This window comes from Oceanobacillus limi (assembly GCF_900111445.1).
Classification (GTDB): domain Bacteria; phylum Bacillota; class Bacilli; order Bacillales; family Amphibacillaceae; genus Ornithinibacillus; species Ornithinibacillus limi.
Genome location: NZ_FOHE01000001.1, coordinates 359,329 through 377,099, shown reverse-complemented (window position 1 = coordinate 377,099; position 17,771 = coordinate 359,329). Strand labels below are relative to the sequence as shown.

The window sequence follows — 17,771 nt, the reverse complement described above, 5'->3', positions numbered from 1 at the left end:
CAAAATAATAAAAAAACCCACAAATTAATTGTGGGTTTTCTCGCGTTTGGCTTTATTCTGCTGCTTCCTCTTGAGAACCATAAAGCTCTTCTAGTGGTTTGGTAATGATTTGGCTAATTTCATTAATCATCATGTTTAAGCGTTGCTCTTCTTCCATTAATTTAGAAATATCCTCATGTTGCTGCACCAATTCAACAACACTACGAGCTTTCTCTACTTCTTCCTCTGTAATTTCTTGTCCTTGCATTTGTTTTTCCTGTAACTGCATTTGCGTATCACGGAAATTCTCAAACATTTGCTTTGCCGAAGGATCATTCATTACCGCTTCAAAAGCCGATTTTAATCCTTTAAATTCTTCACTTTCACGAATTGCTTTCTCTAGGTCATATGCACTATCATAAATATTTGGCATGATATAGCCTCCTTAAATTTTTTATCGTAAACTTGCCATTTGCTAAGTCATTATGGTAAATGCCAAAGTTTACTATGTAATATAGATTATTTACTAGAAAAACCTTTCTAAAACAATGCAGCTTTTCTCCATTTATAACCTTGACTAAGTGTAACAAACGAACGGATTCATGTATAGCGATTCGTTAATTTCTCAAAAACACAAAAATATTTTTTTACCTAATCGAACACTGCTATAATTAAATTAAGGTCTAGAGGAAAAGAGGATTCTTACATATGATTGACCAATTAAAAAAAATTTTCCCATCATTAATTACATACAATACAATGGAACATAAAATCGACCCAGAGTACGAGTGGTACCTTAGTGAAAAAAAAGAATTAATTGGAATTCTTAAACGTGAATTATCTGTAAAAGATAAGCAGTTACTTCATACATTCTTAGAGCCTTACAACCATAACTTTCCCGTTCCTACCGAGAAAGAAAAGTTGTGGCAAAAGCGGATTCATCACCACTCAGCCAAACAAGAGGATTCTCTAAACAGGTTTCGGTTTGTTTACTTTTCTATTCCTAGTAATCAAATTGACCCCATATCATTTAAAGAAGCAATTACAGAATTATTCCCTACAGATATATCGATCTTATGGGAAAATCAACAAGAAGGAATTATTGTTGAAGATGAAAGTAATGAAGCAATATCTTATAAACAGATTATCGATATATTAATGAGTGATCTATATGTAAAGATTAAATTTCTAGTCGGACCATTCCAAGCCGATTTACAATCAGTTCAAAAACATTATCAATACATTATCCATAGTGCTAGAATAGCTTTTTCCTACACGGAAAGAAATGTTATTTCTTATGTCGAAGCTATTCCACATCTTCTCATCGACCAAACGAGTACCTCTACAAAGCAGGATATATCAAGTATCGTTTTGAAAGGATTCGCCGATGATCAAGAACTAATACAGACGATTGAGGTGTTTTTAGAAAGCAATTTAAATATATCTGTTGCAGCTAAAAAGTTATATATGCATCGCAACAGCCTCCAATACCGATTAGATAAATTTAATGAGAATACTGGTATTGATGTAAGAGACTTTCATCAAGCCTTGCCAGTATACCTAGCTCTATTAGCAAATCAGAAGTAATAGGAAGACTTGTAAAGATGCACAAAGAGTTAAAACTTCTTTGTGCATCTTTGCTATTTACCAAGCTTCTAGATGTGGATATACTAATTATAGTAAAACGCTTTCAAAATTGGAGGAATTAATAATGGCAGAATTACGATTAGAACATATTCAGAAACAGTATGATAAAGATGTAATTGCAGTGGACGACTTTAATCTTCACATCCAAGATAAAGAATTTATCGTATTTGTTGGACCATCTGGTTGCGGAAAGTCAACAACACTACGAATGATTGCAGGACTAGAGGAAATTACAGATGGCGGATTATTCATTGATGATAAAAAGATGAATGATGTTGCACCTAAAGACCGTGACATTGCAATGGTATTCCAAAACTATGCACTTTATCCACATATGAATGTATACGATAACATGGCATTTGGCTTAAAGCTACGTAAATTTAAAAAAGACGAAATTGATAAACGTGTGCAAAATGCTGCGAAAATTTTAGGATTAGAAGCATACTTAGACCGTAAACCGAAAGCCCTTTCAGGTGGACAACGTCAACGTGTTGCTCTTGGACGTGCAATTGTACGAGATGCGAAAGTATTCTTGATGGATGAGCCTTTATCAAACTTGGATGCGAAACTACGTGTACAAATGCGTGCAGAAATCCAAAAGCTCCACCAGCGTCTACAAACAACTACGATTTATGTAACGCATGACCAAACAGAAGCAATGACAATGGCTACTCGTCTTGTTGTTATGAAGGATGGTATTATTCAACAAGTTGGAGCGCCAAAGGATGTTTATGATCTTCCAGAGAATGTTTTCGTAGGAGGGTTTATCGGTTCTCCATCTATGAACTTCTTTAATGGTAAGCTAACCGAAACGCATTTCGAAATGGAAAATGTTAAAATAAAAGTTCCTGAAGGTAAGTTAAAAACACTTCGTGAAAATGGATATGTGAATAAGGAAGTAATTCTTGGAATTCGTCCGGAGGATATCCATGATGAGCCAGTGTTTATTGAATCAACTCCAGAAACGAAAATCACAGCACAAATCGATGTTGCTGAATTAATGGGTGCAGAATCATTCCTTTATTCGAAAGTTAATGAGCAAGACTTTATTGCACGTGTTGACTCCCGTTCGGATATTAAAGGCGGAGACAAAATTGATTTAGCATTTGATATGAATAAATGCCACTTCTTTGATGCTGAATCTGAGCTTCGTATTCGCTAATTCATAAAGACAGCTAGAACAACAAAGTACTAATTCAAGGAAGACCGGATGAATTCAATTTTTCGTGAATCTGAATTCATTCGGTTTTTTGTTATGGATGAAAGTTTTCTTAATTTTATCCGTATTTCATTCATTTATTAATATTTTTAATTTAAAAACATTGAATGATTTATCGTTTCATGGAATTTTTTTCAAAGGATTAGTAAATACTACCACTAATTCATTAGACACGAAAGTTGAATAGGCTAAGATGTCAGGTATTTGAAGTCCTTTTTCCTTATGCGTAGAGATTAGCTTTACACGAGTTATTTGGCTACTAGTAACTTACACCATCTATCAGAAAACAAACCGTTCGTTTCCTACCATAAGAAAAAGGGAAAGTCTTTAACGACTTTCCCTTTTCATCAGGGTTTATCCCCTAGAGGCCATGGTTATTGAGTTTGTTGTCCATTTAGTTGTTGTTGAGCAGTTTGTACTAGACGCTTCGTGATTTCTCCACCAACTGAACCGTTAGCACGAGAAGTTGTGTCAGCTCCTAAGTTAACACCAAATTCAGTAGCGATTTCATATTTCATTTGGTCAAGAGCTTGTTGAGCGCCAGGTACAACTAATTGATTTGAACTGTTGTTGTTAGCCATGTTTATCACCTCCTGTACTAACTATTGTGAGCAGATCTGCAAATCTTATCACAAATATTTGTTGGTAATTTGTTCATGTTTTTCTACAATTTTAAAGAAGTGTACAGGAGTGGATAATTAATAAGAATGAAAACCCCGCTTTTGCTAGGCAAAGCGGGGTCTTCTCTGTTTATTTCGGATATGTCATCTCTTTTGGATTCACATATTTATCGAACTCTTCTTCTGTTAAAAGTCCTAACGCGACTGCAGTTTCTTTTAAAGTAGCATTATCATTAAATGCTTTTTTCGCTATTTTAGCTGCATTCTCATAACCGATATGAGGATTTAATGCAGTTACAAGCATTAAAGAATCATTTAAATATTTTTCGATTTGTTCATGGTTTGGTTCGATTCCCTGAGCACAACGCTCATCAAAAGATAGCATACTATCCGCTAATAATTGACTAGATTGTAGGAAGTTGTATGCAATTACTGGTTTAAATACATTTAATTCAAAATTACCTTGACTGGCAGCAAAACCAATCGTTGCATCATTCCCCATCACTTGCGCAGCAACCATTGTTACTGCTTCACTTTGCGTAGGGTTTACTTTCCCTGGCATGATCGAGCTACCTGGTTCATTAGCAGGTATCGTGATTTCTCCAATTCCACAACGTGGGCCACTAGCTAACCAACGAACGTCATTTGCAATCTTCATTAAATCAGCAGCTAACGCTTTTAATGCACCATGTGCGTATACGGACTCATCATGAGCAGTTAATGCATGAAATTTATTTGGTGCAGATACAAAATCTTTACCCGTATGTTCATTAATCGCCTTACATACGCGTTCAGAAAACTCAGGATGTGCATTTAAGCCTGTTCCTACTGCCGTGCCACCAATTGCTAGTTCCTTTAGGTATTGAAGGCTTTCACGAATCATATTCTCCGATTTTTCAAGCATACGGTGCCAACCACTAATTTCTTGACCAAGGGTAAGTGGAGTTGCATCTTGTAAGTGAGTACGTCCAATTTTTACAATGTCTTGGAATTTATCCATTTTTCCTTTAAATGTATTTTTCAGCGTGCGAAGTGCTGGCAGTACAACATCTTCTAATTTTAATGCTGTAGCAATATGCATTGCCGTTGGATAGGTGTCATTCGAACTTTGTGATTTGTTCACATCATCATTTGGATGTAATATAAGATCACTTCCTTGTTCCTCTAACCATTCATTTCCAACAAATGCAATAACCTCGTTTACATTCATATTCGATTGTGTTCCACTTCCTGTTTGCCATACAACTAATGGAAAATGGTCTTCTAATTGATCATTAATTATTTGTGTTGCAGCATATGCAATGGCTTCTGCTTTCTTTGGCTCCAATAAACCTAAATCACTATTAGCTTTTGCTGCACTCTTTTTCAAAATTGCAAACGCTTTTATAATTTCGCTAGGCATTTTCTCGTTACCAATTGGAAAGTTCTGTTTACTTCGCTGTGTCTGTGCTCCCCAAGCTTTTTCAGCGGGAACTTTAACTTCACCTAATGTATCTCGTTCTATACGATAGTCCATATGTATTCCTCCCAAGTGTCTTTACTATTTTAATCCCTATCCTATTGTACCAAATTTTTAATAATATTTAATCCTTTTCTGTTTAAGAGAAGGGAATTTTTCTATTGTTGTCCAGGAATAACTTATTCTTCACACAATAATTTTTGTAGAATAAGATTTTTTCGCAACCAAATACAATCATATAGACACAAAATTGTCTTTACTTTTCCCACCAATTCATCTCTTTTTTGTTTTATACTAGATATAGAAATGTAATAAACGAATTTTGTTTTCATAAAAGCATATGTCTTTGTGATATACAAACTCGCTTTTATAAGGGGGATTTTAATGCCTAATATATGGACACATATGCTTTTTTGCGAAGATGTAGTAGACTCCATCGGAAAGCCAAATCCATTCCCAGCTAACGAAAAGTTCATGAATTTAGGAGCACAAGGGCCTGACCCATTCTTTTACCATAACTTTTGGCCGTGGATAAAAGAGGATGCTGTCCAGGAGGTAGGACTAAAGCTACACCAAGAACAATGCGGATCGTTTTTATTGGATTTAATTACCGCAGCAAAGTCACTTAATGATCATGTACGTGCCTATGTATTCGGTTTTGTCACGCACCATATTCTTGATCGAAACACACATCCATATATTCATTACCGTGCAGGATACGAGGGGAACAAACACCAAAAGCTAGAAGTGATAATTGATACGATCATGATGGAAAAAGATAAAAACTTAAAAACATGGAAAGTACCAGTATATAAGGAAATTAATGTAGGATCATCCTTACATGATGACATCGTACATCTTTTGGATAAAACCATTAAGAGGCATTATAACAATGTTAAATTGGATGAAACAGACATCAATAAAGCGTATCAGGATATGAAATTGGCTTTAAAAATCTTAGCTGATCCATACGGGTGGAAAAATTTATTGTTAAAATCAATGATATCATCATTTTCTCACCGTCCATTAAAAGATCAAGAGGATTACTTGAATATAAATAAGGATACTTGGTATCATCCAGCAACAAAAGAGCCAAGTACAAAAAGCTTTATTGATCTTTATGAACAAGGCCGAATTGAAGCCATTGAAATCACTTCCTCTATCTTAAGTTATTGGAATGATGACAACGTTACCGAAAACCATCTTTATGATTTAATTGGTGATATTTCATACGATACAGGGAAACCATTAGAATTACATCTAGAAAACCGTTATAGTGATCCAATTGTTTAAGCATGTAAAAAAACCTGCAAAGCTGTTTTGCAGGTTTTTTGTAATTGTCCGACTTCTTTCAAAAAGTAAGTTATTTAAATAGTTTTCGTAATGCTTTTCCAGTTGCTTTCCCTGCAACTCTTCTCCCAACTCTTTTTCCCACTTTTCCTTTTTTAACTGCGTTAACATCCCCCAATATTCGAGCGATTTTATATAATGTTTTTCGAATCTTATTTATATTCATCGCCAACCCCCCCTTGCTCTATTTCGGATGAACAGTAGACATTCTTTTGGCATCTTCAATGCCTTTATCCACATTAACACGTGTTAGTAAAAGTATACCCACGATAAAGAAGAATACCAATGACAAAATTCCTAATCGAGGATTTCCAGTAAGTTGCCCTACTAGTCCAAAAAAGAACGGTCCAAAAATAGCCGCAAACTTGGAAGAGATTCCGTAAAATCCGTAAAATTCGCCTTGCTTACCTTCTGGAATCATTTTTCCAAAAATGGACCTACTCAACGATTGGGCACCACCTTGTACAAGCCCCACACAGACTGCTAGTAAATAGAAATGGAAAGCAGAGGACATGAAGTATCCTAAAATTACGATCCCTAAATAAATGAACAAGGATAGGATAAGTGCTTTTTTTGCTGAAATTTTTGTTGCTAACCAACCGAAAAAGAAAGTGCAAGGAATTCCAACAAATTGAGTAATTAACAGCGCAACAATAAGTGAATTCTGGTCAATTCCAATCTCACTTCCGTAAATAGTAGCCATTCGAATGATCGTAGATATCCCATCATTGTACATCCAAAAAGCAAACAAAAAAATTAATAACTGCTTGTATTGCCTTATCTCCTTAAAAGTAGCTCCTACTCTAGAGAACCCAATTCTAATATAGGACTTATCCCTCTTCGTAGAAGTCCTTTTTTCGTCTTTAATATGGATAAGAAGTGGAATTGAAAATACGAACCACCACACTCCAACTGTAACGAAAGAAACTTGACTTGCAACAGTAGTGTTTGGCAAACCAAACCAGCTAGGATTTAAGATCATCAGTACATTTACGAGTAATAATAGTCCACCACCAACATAACCCAATGCAAATCCGTTTGATGAAACTTTATCCATTTCCCTTTCGTCGGCTATTTCTGGTAAAAAAGCGTCATAAAAAATATTAGCACCAGAAAATCCAATAGAAGCTACGATAAATATAACGGATGCAAAGATATATTGACCTTCACCAACAAATGCTAAAAGGATACTAGCAATGATCCCCATAAACGCAAAAAAGCGTAAAAACTTCTTCTTCGCTGCAGAATAATCACTAATCGCTCCTAATATGGGTGCTAAAATAGCAACGATGAGTACTGCGATGGAATTAGAATAGCCCCAATAGCTCGTTGCTAAGCCTTCATCTAACCCCTTAGCAGCCACACTTGAGTAATAAACTGGTAGAACTGCTGCCATTATCGTTGTCGCAAATGCTGAGTTACCAAAATCATATAAAGCCCAACTAAGCTGTTTTTTCTTTTTTTCATTCATTCTCACCAACACCCCTTCCTCCCTGCCATTCTACCAGACGAACGTAAAATAACGATGAAACCAATGTAAATATTGTCTTTTCTTATACGTAAGCGATTTCAAAAATGATATACTTACACACTTTCTAAGCTTGCTGCCACTTGGTTTGTGCTTTCAATTGCCTTCGCTAAACTTCCTATTCGTGTTACTTGTTCATCCACCATTGCTTCTAGTTCTTCAATTGTAGCCGTTGTCTCTTCGATTACCGAAGCCAAGCCATCCACTGAACGGTCAATTGTCCCAGAAGCTTGATCAATTTCTGTCGCTTGATTTTGTAAGTATTGTAAGTATGTAATGAAGTTGTTTAACTGATCTGTGATTTTCCCAAAGTTACTCCTTGCCTCTTTTGTACGATTAGCACTTACTTCAAGTTGTTCGTTATTATTGATTACCTCTGTTTGAGCTCCATGCGCTTCTTGCTCTACCAATGCTAAATTTTCACTTATTTGTTTTGCCGTATGCTGTGAAACTTCTGCGAGCTTTCTTACTTCTGCTGCTACAACCGAAAACCCTTTACCTGCTTCTCCAGCTCTTGCTGCTTCAATACTTGCATTAAGCGCTAATAAATTGGTTTGCTCTGCGATATCTTGAATTTTCACGGCAAATCGATTATTTTCTTGAATTCGATCTACAAGACTTTCCATCGTAGCTGTTAATTGCCCAAAAGACTGCTGAAACCCAGTAATGGTTTCCGATAGTCGCTCCATCGATATTTGCCCTTCAGATGATAATTTCACTAACTCTTCCCCATCCTTCGTACTTCGTTCAAATGATCTCAACATTTTTCCTACCAATTGAGCCGTATCCTCTGTAGTAGTAGAAATGGTCGTTGTTGTTTCGGACTGAGTCTGGCTAGCTTTCGTTATTTCATAAAATCCCTCTCTCATTTCTTTCATTATTTGTGCATTAAAATTACTATCAGCTTCAATTGCATTCATTTGCTTCCGTACATCCTTGGCACTGGATTGCACAAATTGTGCATGCTCCATTTGCTCCTCTGATTTTTGATTGCTTTCAGCCAATGCAAATTGCATATCAGTTAAAAAGTTTCGCGCTACCTTCACTTGGATAAACAATACAATAAACACTAAAACAAAAAAGACAATTGTTATCGCAGTTGCTCTTACATCAAAACCTAGTATAGATCCTTTTGTCACAACAAAATATGTGAGTAAGGTTAACCCTAGTCCACCACCCGTAATTAACACAGCGCGTGATAAGGAAACAGCTGCCACAGCCAAGACATAAAACGTAAACAGCATGTTTGTTACATAATCAGAGCTCAAAATTATTGTGAATGCTACTCCAGCTAATCCAATTACAGCGATATATGGGATAAGATTACCATATATTTTTTTATACTGAAACAATCCCATTAACAGTACACAAAATCCTCCACCAACACCTAGTGCTAGCATATTCTCCAGCGGCGCACCAACAATTACTTCAGCACCCAATCCTAGGAATAATGAAAATAATAAAATGTAGAATAATATACCATTCTGTCTATCCCTTATTGCTGCATCTAAATTCATCATCTTGTCCCCCTTTTTTGATTAAAAATAGCCTCACCTAATAAGGCAAGGCTTTAACTATCTTGTATAAACTGTAACGAAGGCAGTTTGGAAAATGCCACGTTAATTATTGATGCTGTTTTTTTACTCCCAAATATAATCTAAATACGCTTCACGCAATTGTTCAAATTTTTCTTTGTTTCCTTCTTCAATGGAGCTATTCAATTTTGCTTCTAATTGTGCTTTATTCCAATTAAAGCATATTTCATCCAATACAAGCCTTGCCGTTAGTTTGACATCATATGGAATTTCTCTTCTTGCTTTTATTACCTTTCCATCGTATGGATGATAACGGAAAATAACTTTTTCCTTTCTCATGGGAACTCGCCCCTTTGCTCCTTTACTCTATTATCCTAAATTTTGCGAATAATTGCAATGGAAAGTTAAAAAAATTTTAACAGTATGACCTTATCTTCCTCAGAAAGTTTTACCAATGGAAACATAATTTCAAGAAGTTAATTGTTATTCCTTCATGCTTGAATTTTTCTCTAGACTCAGTCAATACTACTTTGGTAGACTGTTATAATCATACAAGCCTGGAGGAAAATCCATGAATCACAGTGACAATTTAAAACAAGGTGAAAAGGGTGCTTGGATCAGCATTTTTTCTTACCTATTTCTTGCAGCTACAAAATTAATCATTGCTTATACAGGTAATTCAGAAGCATTACGCGCAGACGGATTAAATAATGCAACGGATGTCATCGCATCAATTGCAATCCTGATCGGCTTAAAAATATCTAGAAAGCCGCCGGATGAAGATCATCATTACGGACATTATCGCGCAGAAACGATTGCTTCCTTATTAGCATCGTTCATCATGGTGACAATTGGGATACAAGTAATTATTGATACGTTTCAAAAGATATTTGAGCATCAAACAGCACAACCAAATATGATAACGGCTTGGACTGCGTTAGGGGCAGCTGTTGTTATGTTTGCTGTTTATCGGTACAACCTGAACTTAAGCCGAAAAATTAATAGCAGTGCGATTTATGCTGCATCACAGGATAACAGGTCTGATGCACTAGTCAGTATTGGTGCATTTATAGGTATTATAGGAGCACAGTTTGGATTATTTTGGTTAGATCCACTGGCTGGATTTCTTGTCGGAGTCATCATTTGTAAAACGGCCTGGGATATATTTAAAGATTCTAGCCACACATTAACAGATGGTTTTGATGAAAAAGAGATTGGAAAAATTAAAAAGAGTATAGCTAAAACACCTGAAGTAAAAAAAGTAGAAGATGTTAAAGGACGTATTCATGGTAACCAACAGTTTATTGAGGTAACGATTTTAGTTGACCCACTTCTAAATGTAACAGAAAGCCATGATATAACCGTACGAATTGAAGAATTATTAGCAGAGAGACATGGAATTACATATGCTCATATTCATATTGAACCTTATAAAGAATAGGGTGGGGAAAGCTATTTTAGTTCCCCCCCCTCAATTCTACCTTAATTTGTTCGAATCTCTTGACGCATAAATAAAACATAAGCAATTGCAAAGCAAATCAGAGTTGCTGCAATTAGGCCCGTTAATTGCGGCCAAATTAATAAGAGGCTTTGCCCAAACGGCAATGGGCCTGTAATTGCTCCCACCGTTTGTTCCATCGTTAGTGGTCCAAGACTGCGTACGGATGGGGAAAGGAGTGTTGTAGTTGATTCCGAAAATAGGTAGTTTGGTGACAATCGCATTAAGTTCAAAATAGTCTCTTGCTTTGTAACAGCTTCGTCTGTGCTAGTTATAGATTCAGGATTTAAATATCCTTTGCTGATAAAATCGATGATCATGTTATAAAAGACACTAAAGAAAATCCAAACTGCAATACTCGATAAAGCTGAAGTTGCTGCTTGTTTAAATCGGACTGAAAATAAGATCCCCAGATTTAACCAAAAACCAATGTATGCAACACATAAACATAAAAAGCACAGAATTCGCAAAAATTCCTCAAAAGTAGGTGGAATACCTATTATCAATATTCCTAGTGCCATCACAATAAAGCCTAATGCAAAAAATAGAGTTGTACTTACAAGCAACGCAGCTAAAAATTTTGCATTAATTACATAATCTCTTGGGACAGGCTGTGACATTAAGCGTGTTAACGTACCTTTATTCCTTTCTGCATTTACAGCATCAAATCCTAATGCAATTCCTAGTAATGGACCTAAAAAAGAAACAAAGGTTACAAAGGGTGGCAAGGTTCCATCTGATGTCGTAAAAAGCTGTAAAAATAAATTAGTGTCTTTGGCTATCTCTTTTACATCCTCTGATCGAGATAATGTATCTTGTATGGTTGTAATAGCTGTATAGAGTGAACCCATACAAGTAAGTATGATTATTATTAATAAAATAATGATTCGCCAGCTTTTTATAAAATCTGTAAACTCTTTTCGAACAATAACAGAAAATACTGGTGAAGTATTTTTTTGTTCTGCTTTTTCGTTCTTCGTTTCCTCCTCACCTTTACGAAATTTTAGCTTTTTTGGTATTTTCATCTATTTCACGCCCTTCGAAATAGAGATGATAAATTTCATCCAACCCATGATCTTTACAGCGTATACTATATAATCTAGCATTGTTTTGAGTAATCGTTTCCGATATAACTGGAGTCATATTTTCTTGGCACGTTACTTCGATAAAAGAACCATCCACTTTCTCCACCCCAGTTACTCCATCTAATTGATTTAACCTTGCTAGTAAACTTTCGGTAATTTCGCCTACTTCCACTTGAACAACCGATGAACGAACACCAAACAACTGCTGAGCAAGTTCATTTACATTGCCTTTTGCTAGTAATTTCCCATCAACAAATATCCCAACTCGGTCACAAATTTGTTGTACTTGATGTAGATGATGCGAGGATAGTAGGACAGTAATATCTTTTTCTTTGTTTAATTGTTTAATTAACTTCAAAAGTTCCTGTACCCCTTTTGGATCGATCCCTAATGTTGGTTCGTCCAAAATAATAATTTCCGGTTCTTTGATCAAAACATCTGCTAACCCAAGTCGTTGCTTCATACCGCGAGAATATTTTCCAGTTTTTTTATGCATGGCATCTTCTAAACCGACTTGCTCAAGTAATTGCTTTGCTCTCCTTTTGGCTTCATCTCTTGAAATTGCATTTAATGAAGCAGTATAAAGAAGATTTTCAAATCCGGTCATGTTTTGATAAAAGCCTAAATCATCTGGTAGGTACCCTACTCGCCTCTTAACATCTATAGGGTTTGTTGTTGAATCAATACCACATACTTGAAGATTCCCACTTGTTGGTTGAATTAGTCCTAATAGCATAAAAATAGTTGTTGATTTTCCTGCACCATTTGGACCTAATAGACCAAATACCTCTCCTTTGTTGATGGAGAGTGATAATCGATCGACAGCAGGCTGATCATCATAAATTTTGGTTAATTTGTCTAACGATATAATTTTCTCGCTCACGACCTATCTCCTCCCATACTTTCGAAAAATACCATATAACCCGCCTACTACAGCTAAAATAGTACCTACTCCCACGAATCCCCATAGAGTTGACGTTTTTACAGACATTCGAAACGTGGCATCATGTGATACTTCCGCTGTTTGAGCAGTAAATGTTGTTACATAATCGCCAGCGATAGCACTATCTGGTGCGGAAAGTGTTGCTTTTATAGTTGCTTTTTTCCCAGCCTTTAAGGTTGGAATCGTATCTTCGTCAAAGGATGCTTCCCAATCTGGTGGAGTAGTAGCACGTAATTCTATGTCTGTTAAATCAGTTGTACCAGTATTCTCGACCACTAATTCAATATTCCTCTCTCCACCGGCAGTAACATCTGCATTTAAATTTCCGTCTGGAGTAGTGACAGTAACACCATAAGTTCCTGTGATAACTGCCTCCACTTCTATATCACTTGAGGTTGTACCAGACGAAGCATTTATCGGAATTTTGTATGTGTCTGCTTTTGCATTTTCTGCTGGAGTCACAACTACCTCAACGCTTTTCTCTGCACTCGGCTCTAACGTGACAGAGGTAACTGTATTGCCATCTGCTTTAAACTGAACATTCCAACCCTCAGGCGCTTGAGCACTAAGGCCATAATGCTGTTTCTCAGCTGTCTGATTTTTCAATGTCGCACTGTAGTTAAATTCAGAATCTGCATGCCCCTGCATATTTGTTTGATCCATTGTAAAATTTGTTTTGAATGTACCCTCTTCCGTTACGCGCACCAAAAATGGTAATTTATCCTGATTTGTGCCCTTTGTTACAAGATTAAAGTTATATTCTCCTTTTTCAATTTTTAATGGTACTGTTACATTAATACGAACCTGCTCTTCCTTATTGGGGCGTATCGATAGTTGTTGAATGCTCGTACCATTGGCTGTAATTGAATAGTCCCAGTCCTCTGGTAACCCCTCCATTTCAAATGAAACATTCTCAACAGAATTTCCATCATTAATAATATCCACACTGTACTCAATATCCTCACCAGGGGTAACAGAAAGACCTGTATAGGGGGTATAGGCGGTTACATCTGCATGAGTTATTTGAGTGTGAAACAACATCCCTCCTAAAACAAATACAGTAACTAAAAAGAAAGCTTTTCTCAGCATATACAAACCCTCCCAATTTATTTTTTTCACACATGGTACGAACAGCTAAAAAAATTGGATTTGTTTTTTTGAAAGTTTTTTAGTAAAATTTTTTTGAATCAAGTGGGATAGTATCTAGATTGTTGCTAGAAATCCATAAGGGGGATTTATAATAATGGATAGACAACAGGAAGAAAATATCATGCTATTACAATTGATTTCTAAAGGATCACAATCAGCCTTCAACCACTTTTATGAATTACATAATGCTTTTGTTCTCCATATCGCAATACGGATTCTAGCTGATCGCACGGAAGCGGAAGATATTTGTCACGATATATTTCTTGATATTTACAAGAAACCATTACAATATAAGGCTCAACGTGGAAGTGTAAAGGCTTGGCTAGCAGTTAAGACAAAGAGTCGATGTATTGATCGGCTTCGGAAGCGAAAACCTGTACTACAAAACAAGTTAGAGCAGCTATTTACTGTTGATGAAGTAGAAACCGAAATGCATGTACTTACACAAATCGAAAGCTCTATTTTATTAGATGCACTAAAACAACTTCCGAAAAAGCAACAGGAAGTAATCTACGGGGTTTATTTTGAAGGGAAAACACACGCTGAGTTAGCAAAAACATTAAATAAGCCATTGGGCTCGATTAAATCTTCCATACGATATGGTCTAAAGAATTTACGTAAACAAAAATCTTTATTGCAGTGGGCAAAAATGGATAGGGAGTGACATTCATGAAGCATATAGATGAAGAAGTAATGATTGATTATGCTTTAGGAAAAGTCTCACATGAACAACAAGCTTCTATTAGAAAACATCTATTCTCCTGCGAAAAATGCAATAAAGCTGTACAATATTGGGAACAATTATTAACCGATCAACAAATAGAGGCAGTTCCCCAAACCCTAGAGCATCGGCTTACTCAATCAATTCAAGAAATAGAAACCAAAAAACAAGTAAAACGGCCAAAAAAACCTGTCATTGCATTAACATGTTTTGCGGCTCTATTAACTCTTTCTTTTGGATTACATCAATTCTTTTCAAACGAAACCAATCCTATAATTGAACAACAATTTTATACCGCACAACATGAAGAAGTACCTAAAAGTAGTTTTATGGAAAATCCGGATACGAACCGTTTGGATATCGTTCCAGCAACAATAGATGAAAATATTGAAAGTGATATTTGGTTAAATGAAGAAACAAACGAAATGGTCCTATATGTGGATGGGTTGCAGCCATTACAAGCACAAGATTATCAGTTATGGATTAACTACCATGACGATAATTGGTACGGTGAATTATTACAACTACGAGATGGTGTGGCATATGTCTATTATCAAGCAAATGATATTGCTAATCTAAAACTCCTAAAAGTCAGTATCGAACCACAAGGAGGTAGTAAAACTCCTACTGGTCCAGAAACATTATATCTTAACTTAAACGATTAAAAGCTTGGCTCCAGCCAAGCTTTTAAAACATTTATAGAAGGATAGACAGAGGCGTTCTATCCTTCTATTTTCTTTAATAAATCCTCGATATTTTCCCAACCATAAGCAGTTTCCTGGTATGTGCCTTTTCCAATTGTCACCTTTTCTGTGCCTACTGGCTGTGCTTCAAAACGCTCGTAAAATCTACTTGAAGGATTTTGAGTTAAAACCCAAACAAGAATAGATTGGTATCCAATTTCCTTCATTTCCTTTACAAACGTTTGTAGAAGTTGGGTTCCTAACCCCATCTTTTGGTATTCATCTGTTAAATAGATTGAATAAATTTCCCCATCATAATGAAAATTCTTCGTTCGTTCTGGTCCTCCAGAAACAAAACCAACAATTTTTCCATCATCTTTTTTTTCCATGACAAAGGTACATTGATTTTCTTTTTGTATCTTTAATATGGTTTCCCATAATGTTTTTCTATTTTCATATGTAATATTGGATAAATCTTTTTCATCCAAAAGTTCCTTATATGTACTTTTCCAGCTACTTACATGAACATTAGCAATATACTCTGCATCTTCAAAATTTGCGCTTCTGACCGTAAACATAATGTTTCCCCCCACTATTCCAGTAAAACTTATATCCTTATTCCAACTCTACTATATCACGGCAGTAAGGAGGAAAACAGTAGCGATTGCCCCTATCACAACTATGATTACATTTAGACCGATGTATGCTAATCCTATCGCAACTAAACCACCAAGAAGACCGATATGTGGTTCACCTTCCTTAACAGTCATAATTCCTGGAAAAATAAGTGCACCTAAAGCAGCATAAGGAATTGCATTTAACCAACGATTAACCCAACCTTTAAATTGCAACTTATCTACTATAAATGCAGGAATAATCCGCGGTATCATAGTTGCCAGTGACATTCCTATAATAATAAGTAAAATCATCACTCATCCTCCTTCAAAATGAAGATCCCACAAAAGCCACCAAGAACCGTGCCTATGACGATTGCCCATCCTGTACTCATGAATTGGGCACAGATCGCATTAATTAACATTGCTATTATTGCGATCAATCCAACTCGAATTTCTTTTTTCACAGATGGAACTAACAAACCAATAAACATAGCATACAGTGCAATTCCCATACTCTGACTCAAGGATTCTGGTATAACATCTCCAAGCACGCCACCCAAAACAGACCCCAATACCCAGGAAGTATAAGCAGTCAAAATCAGAGCGGTATAAAATAAAGCCCCTTTCTCCATTTTGGCTTCTTTTGTATGTAGAGATGAAACCGCAAATGTTTCATCGGTTAATCCTAGTGATAGTGGTGCTTTCCAGTTCAAGCCAATGTCCCGAAGACGATTCATAAACGAAAGACTCATGACAAAATGTCGGAAGTTAAGGACAAATGTTGCGATGATAATCTCTAATGCCCCAGCACCTACAGCGATCATGTTAGCCCCCATAAATTGACTGGCACCAGCAAATACCATCACACTCATTAATGTAAGTTCGGTCAATGTCATTCCAGCCTGTTTTGCTAATACTCCGTATGTAATGGCAATTGGTAAATAGCCTAACATAATTGGAAAGCCAACAGCTATCCCACTTTTAATCATACGTAATGCCTGCGACGATTTCTGTTTCTCCGTATCCACTGTCTCCATCTCGTCTTCCCCTTCTTACACGAAAATTTCTACTATTATAACTTATTATTTTAAAATGAAAAAGAATTTCAACTTATGAATGACAAGCATTAAAAAAGAGCCTCTTCGATGTAAAGAAGCCCTTAAGCTATAAAAATCAGTATCTAGATGAAATTATACCGTTGTCGTAGCGTTCGAATTGGGTTATCGACGTTTGTTTCGAGTTATCGACGTTCGTTTCGAGTTATCAACCGTTCGTTCCGAATTATCGACGTTCGCACCAAGTTATCGACGTTCGCACCAAGTTATCGACGTTCATCCCGACTTATCAACCGTTCGTTCCGAGTTATCGACGTTCATCCCGACTTATCAACCGTTCGTTCCGAGTTATCGACGTTCGCTCCAAGTTATCGACGTTCGCTCCAAGTTATCGACGTTCGTCCCGACTTATCAACCATTAGCTCCAAGTTATCGACGTTCATCCCGAATTATCAACCGTTAGAACCAAGTTATCGACGTTCGTTCCAATTTATCAACCATTAGCTCCTGGTTATCGACGTTCGTTTCGAGTTATCAACCATTAGCTCCTGGTTATCGACGTTCGTTTCGAGTTATCAACCGTTCGTTCCGAATTATCGACGTTCGCACCAAGTTATCGACGTTCATCCCGAATTATCAACCATTAGCTCCGAATTATCGACGTTCATCCCGAATTATCAACC

Annotated in this window: 20 protein-coding genes; 7 read left to right on the top strand and 13 right to left on the bottom strand. The window is 36.4% G+C overall.

From position 1 onward, the window contains the following. Positions 1 to 52: 52 nt before the first annotated feature. Positions 53 to 412 (bottom strand): YlbF/YmcA family competence regulator, encoded by a 360-nt coding sequence (locus BMX40_RS02085; RefSeq protein ID WP_090866334.1) that lies wholly within the window; start codon positions 410 to 412, stop codon positions 53 to 55. A gap of 275 nt (positions 413 to 687) precedes the next feature. Here BMX40_RS02085 and BMX40_RS02080 point away from each other — a divergent pair, with 275 nt between their 5' ends. Both BMX40_RS02080 and BMX40_RS02075 read left to right on the top strand, forming a co-directional pair. Beyond that, complete coding sequence (locus tag BMX40_RS02080) at positions 688 to 1,566, top strand: PucR family transcriptional regulator (protein ID WP_090866332.1); 879 nt, start codon at positions 688 to 690, stop codon at positions 1,564 to 1,566. 124 nt (positions 1,567 to 1,690) lie between these two features. Next, positions 1,691 to 2,788: an ABC transporter ATP-binding protein gene (locus tag BMX40_RS02075; protein WP_090866330.1), complete on the top strand. Its 1,098-nt coding sequence runs from the start codon at positions 1,691 to 1,693 to the stop codon at positions 2,786 to 2,788. Positions 2,789 to 3,219: 431 nt separating this feature from the next. On the opposite strand, the gene BMX40_RS02070 is transcribed toward BMX40_RS02075, so the two are convergent. Then, entirely contained in the window at positions 3,220 to 3,426 is a 207-nt protein-coding gene (locus tag BMX40_RS02070) for an alpha/beta-type small acid-soluble spore protein (protein WP_090866328.1), read from the bottom strand. 169 nt (positions 3,427 to 3,595) lie between these two features. Further along, a complete protein-coding gene (gene fumC / locus BMX40_RS02065; protein ID WP_090866326.1) occupies positions 3,596 to 4,981 on the bottom strand; it encodes a class II fumarate hydratase in 1,386 nt (461 codons plus the stop codon). A gap of 327 nt (positions 4,982 to 5,308) precedes the next feature. Here fumC and BMX40_RS02060 point away from each other — a divergent pair, with 327 nt between their 5' ends. Beyond that, on the top strand, positions 5,309 to 6,217 hold the full coding sequence (locus BMX40_RS02060; RefSeq protein WP_090866324.1) for a zinc dependent phospholipase C family protein: 909 nt from the start codon (positions 5,309 to 5,311) through the stop codon (positions 6,215 to 6,217). A 70-nt stretch (positions 6,218 to 6,287) separates the two neighbouring features. Here the strand turns inward: BMX40_RS02060 and BMX40_RS20075 are convergent, their stop codons facing one another. From BMX40_RS20075 to BMX40_RS02045, 4 genes are all read right to left on the bottom strand, one after another. Continuing rightward, positions 6,288 to 6,440: a hypothetical protein gene (locus tag BMX40_RS20075; RefSeq protein WP_170840640.1), complete on the bottom strand. Its 153-nt coding sequence runs from the start codon at positions 6,438 to 6,440 to the stop codon at positions 6,288 to 6,290. A gap of 18 nt (positions 6,441 to 6,458) precedes the next feature. Further along, a complete protein-coding gene (locus BMX40_RS02055) occupies positions 6,459 to 7,745 on the bottom strand; it encodes an MFS transporter (RefSeq protein WP_090866323.1) in 1,287 nt (428 codons plus the stop codon). A 113-nt stretch (positions 7,746 to 7,858) separates the two neighbouring features. After that, a complete protein-coding gene (locus BMX40_RS02050; RefSeq protein ID WP_170840639.1) occupies positions 7,859 to 9,319 on the bottom strand; it encodes a methyl-accepting chemotaxis protein in 1,461 nt (486 codons plus the stop codon). A gap of 123 nt (positions 9,320 to 9,442) precedes the next feature. Then, the gene (locus BMX40_RS02045; protein WP_090866320.1) at positions 9,443 to 9,676 is read right to left on the bottom strand and encodes a hypothetical protein; all 234 of its coding nucleotides are present in this window, start codon (positions 9,674 to 9,676) and stop codon (positions 9,443 to 9,445) included. Positions 9,677 to 9,908: 232 nt separating this feature from the next. Here BMX40_RS02045 and BMX40_RS02040 point away from each other — a divergent pair, with 232 nt between their 5' ends. Then, on the top strand, positions 9,909 to 10,778 hold the full coding sequence (locus tag BMX40_RS02040; RefSeq protein WP_090866318.1) for a cation diffusion facilitator family transporter: 870 nt from the start codon (positions 9,909 to 9,911) through the stop codon (positions 10,776 to 10,778). A 41-nt stretch (positions 10,779 to 10,819) separates the two neighbouring features. On the opposite strand, the gene BMX40_RS02035 is transcribed toward BMX40_RS02040, so the two are convergent. From BMX40_RS02035 to BMX40_RS02025, 3 genes are read right to left on the bottom strand one after another with little or no spacing between them, the layout of a single operon-like run. Beyond that, positions 10,820 to 11,860, bottom strand: a complete 1,041-nt coding sequence (locus tag BMX40_RS02035) for an ABC transporter permease (RefSeq protein WP_090866316.1) — start codon at positions 11,858 to 11,860, stop codon at positions 10,820 to 10,822. Next, the gene (locus tag BMX40_RS02030; RefSeq protein WP_090866314.1) at positions 11,829 to 12,803 is read right to left on the bottom strand and encodes an ABC transporter ATP-binding protein; all 975 of its coding nucleotides are present in this window, start codon (positions 12,801 to 12,803) and stop codon (positions 11,829 to 11,831) included. The genes BMX40_RS02035 and BMX40_RS02030 overlap by 32 nt, the downstream gene beginning before the upstream one ends. A gap of 3 nt (positions 12,804 to 12,806) precedes the next feature. After that, positions 12,807 to 13,952 (bottom strand): COG1470 family protein, encoded by a 1,146-nt coding sequence (locus BMX40_RS02025; RefSeq protein ID WP_090866312.1) that lies wholly within the window; start codon positions 13,950 to 13,952, stop codon positions 12,807 to 12,809. 154 nt (positions 13,953 to 14,106) lie between these two features. Between BMX40_RS02025 and BMX40_RS02020 the strand changes: the two genes are divergently transcribed. Both BMX40_RS02020 and BMX40_RS02015 read left to right on the top strand, forming a co-directional pair. After that, positions 14,107 to 14,676, top strand: coding sequence for an RNA polymerase sigma factor (locus tag BMX40_RS02020; protein ID WP_170840638.1), 570 nt, complete (start codon positions 14,107 to 14,109; stop codon positions 14,674 to 14,676). Positions 14,677 to 14,681: 5 nt separating this feature from the next. Continuing rightward, on the top strand, positions 14,682 to 15,398 hold the full coding sequence (locus tag BMX40_RS02015) for an anti-sigma factor (RefSeq protein ID WP_090866309.1): 717 nt from the start codon (positions 14,682 to 14,684) through the stop codon (positions 15,396 to 15,398). A gap of 56 nt (positions 15,399 to 15,454) precedes the next feature. Here the strand turns inward: BMX40_RS02015 and BMX40_RS02010 are convergent, their stop codons facing one another. From BMX40_RS02010 to BMX40_RS02000, 3 genes are read right to left on the bottom strand one after another with little or no spacing between them, the layout of a single operon-like run. Beyond that, entirely contained in the window at positions 15,455 to 15,994 is a 540-nt protein-coding gene (locus BMX40_RS02010) for a GNAT family N-acetyltransferase (RefSeq protein ID WP_090866307.1), read from the bottom strand. A gap of 51 nt (positions 15,995 to 16,045) precedes the next feature. After that, a complete protein-coding gene (locus tag BMX40_RS02005) occupies positions 16,046 to 16,345 on the bottom strand; it encodes an AzlD domain-containing protein (protein WP_090866305.1) in 300 nt (99 codons plus the stop codon). Beyond that, complete coding sequence (locus tag BMX40_RS02000) at positions 16,345 to 17,070, bottom strand: AzlC family ABC transporter permease (protein WP_090866303.1); 726 nt, start codon at positions 17,068 to 17,070, stop codon at positions 16,345 to 16,347. The genes BMX40_RS02005 and BMX40_RS02000 overlap by 1 nt, the downstream gene beginning before the upstream one ends. Before the next feature lie 147 nt (positions 17,071 to 17,217). On the opposite strand from BMX40_RS02000, the gene BMX40_RS19910 reads away from it, so the two are divergent. Continuing rightward, positions 17,218 to 17,592: a hypothetical protein gene (locus BMX40_RS19910; protein ID WP_139177897.1), complete on the top strand. Its 375-nt coding sequence runs from the start codon at positions 17,218 to 17,220 to the stop codon at positions 17,590 to 17,592. The last annotated feature ends 179 nt before the right edge of the window (positions 17,593 to 17,771 follow it).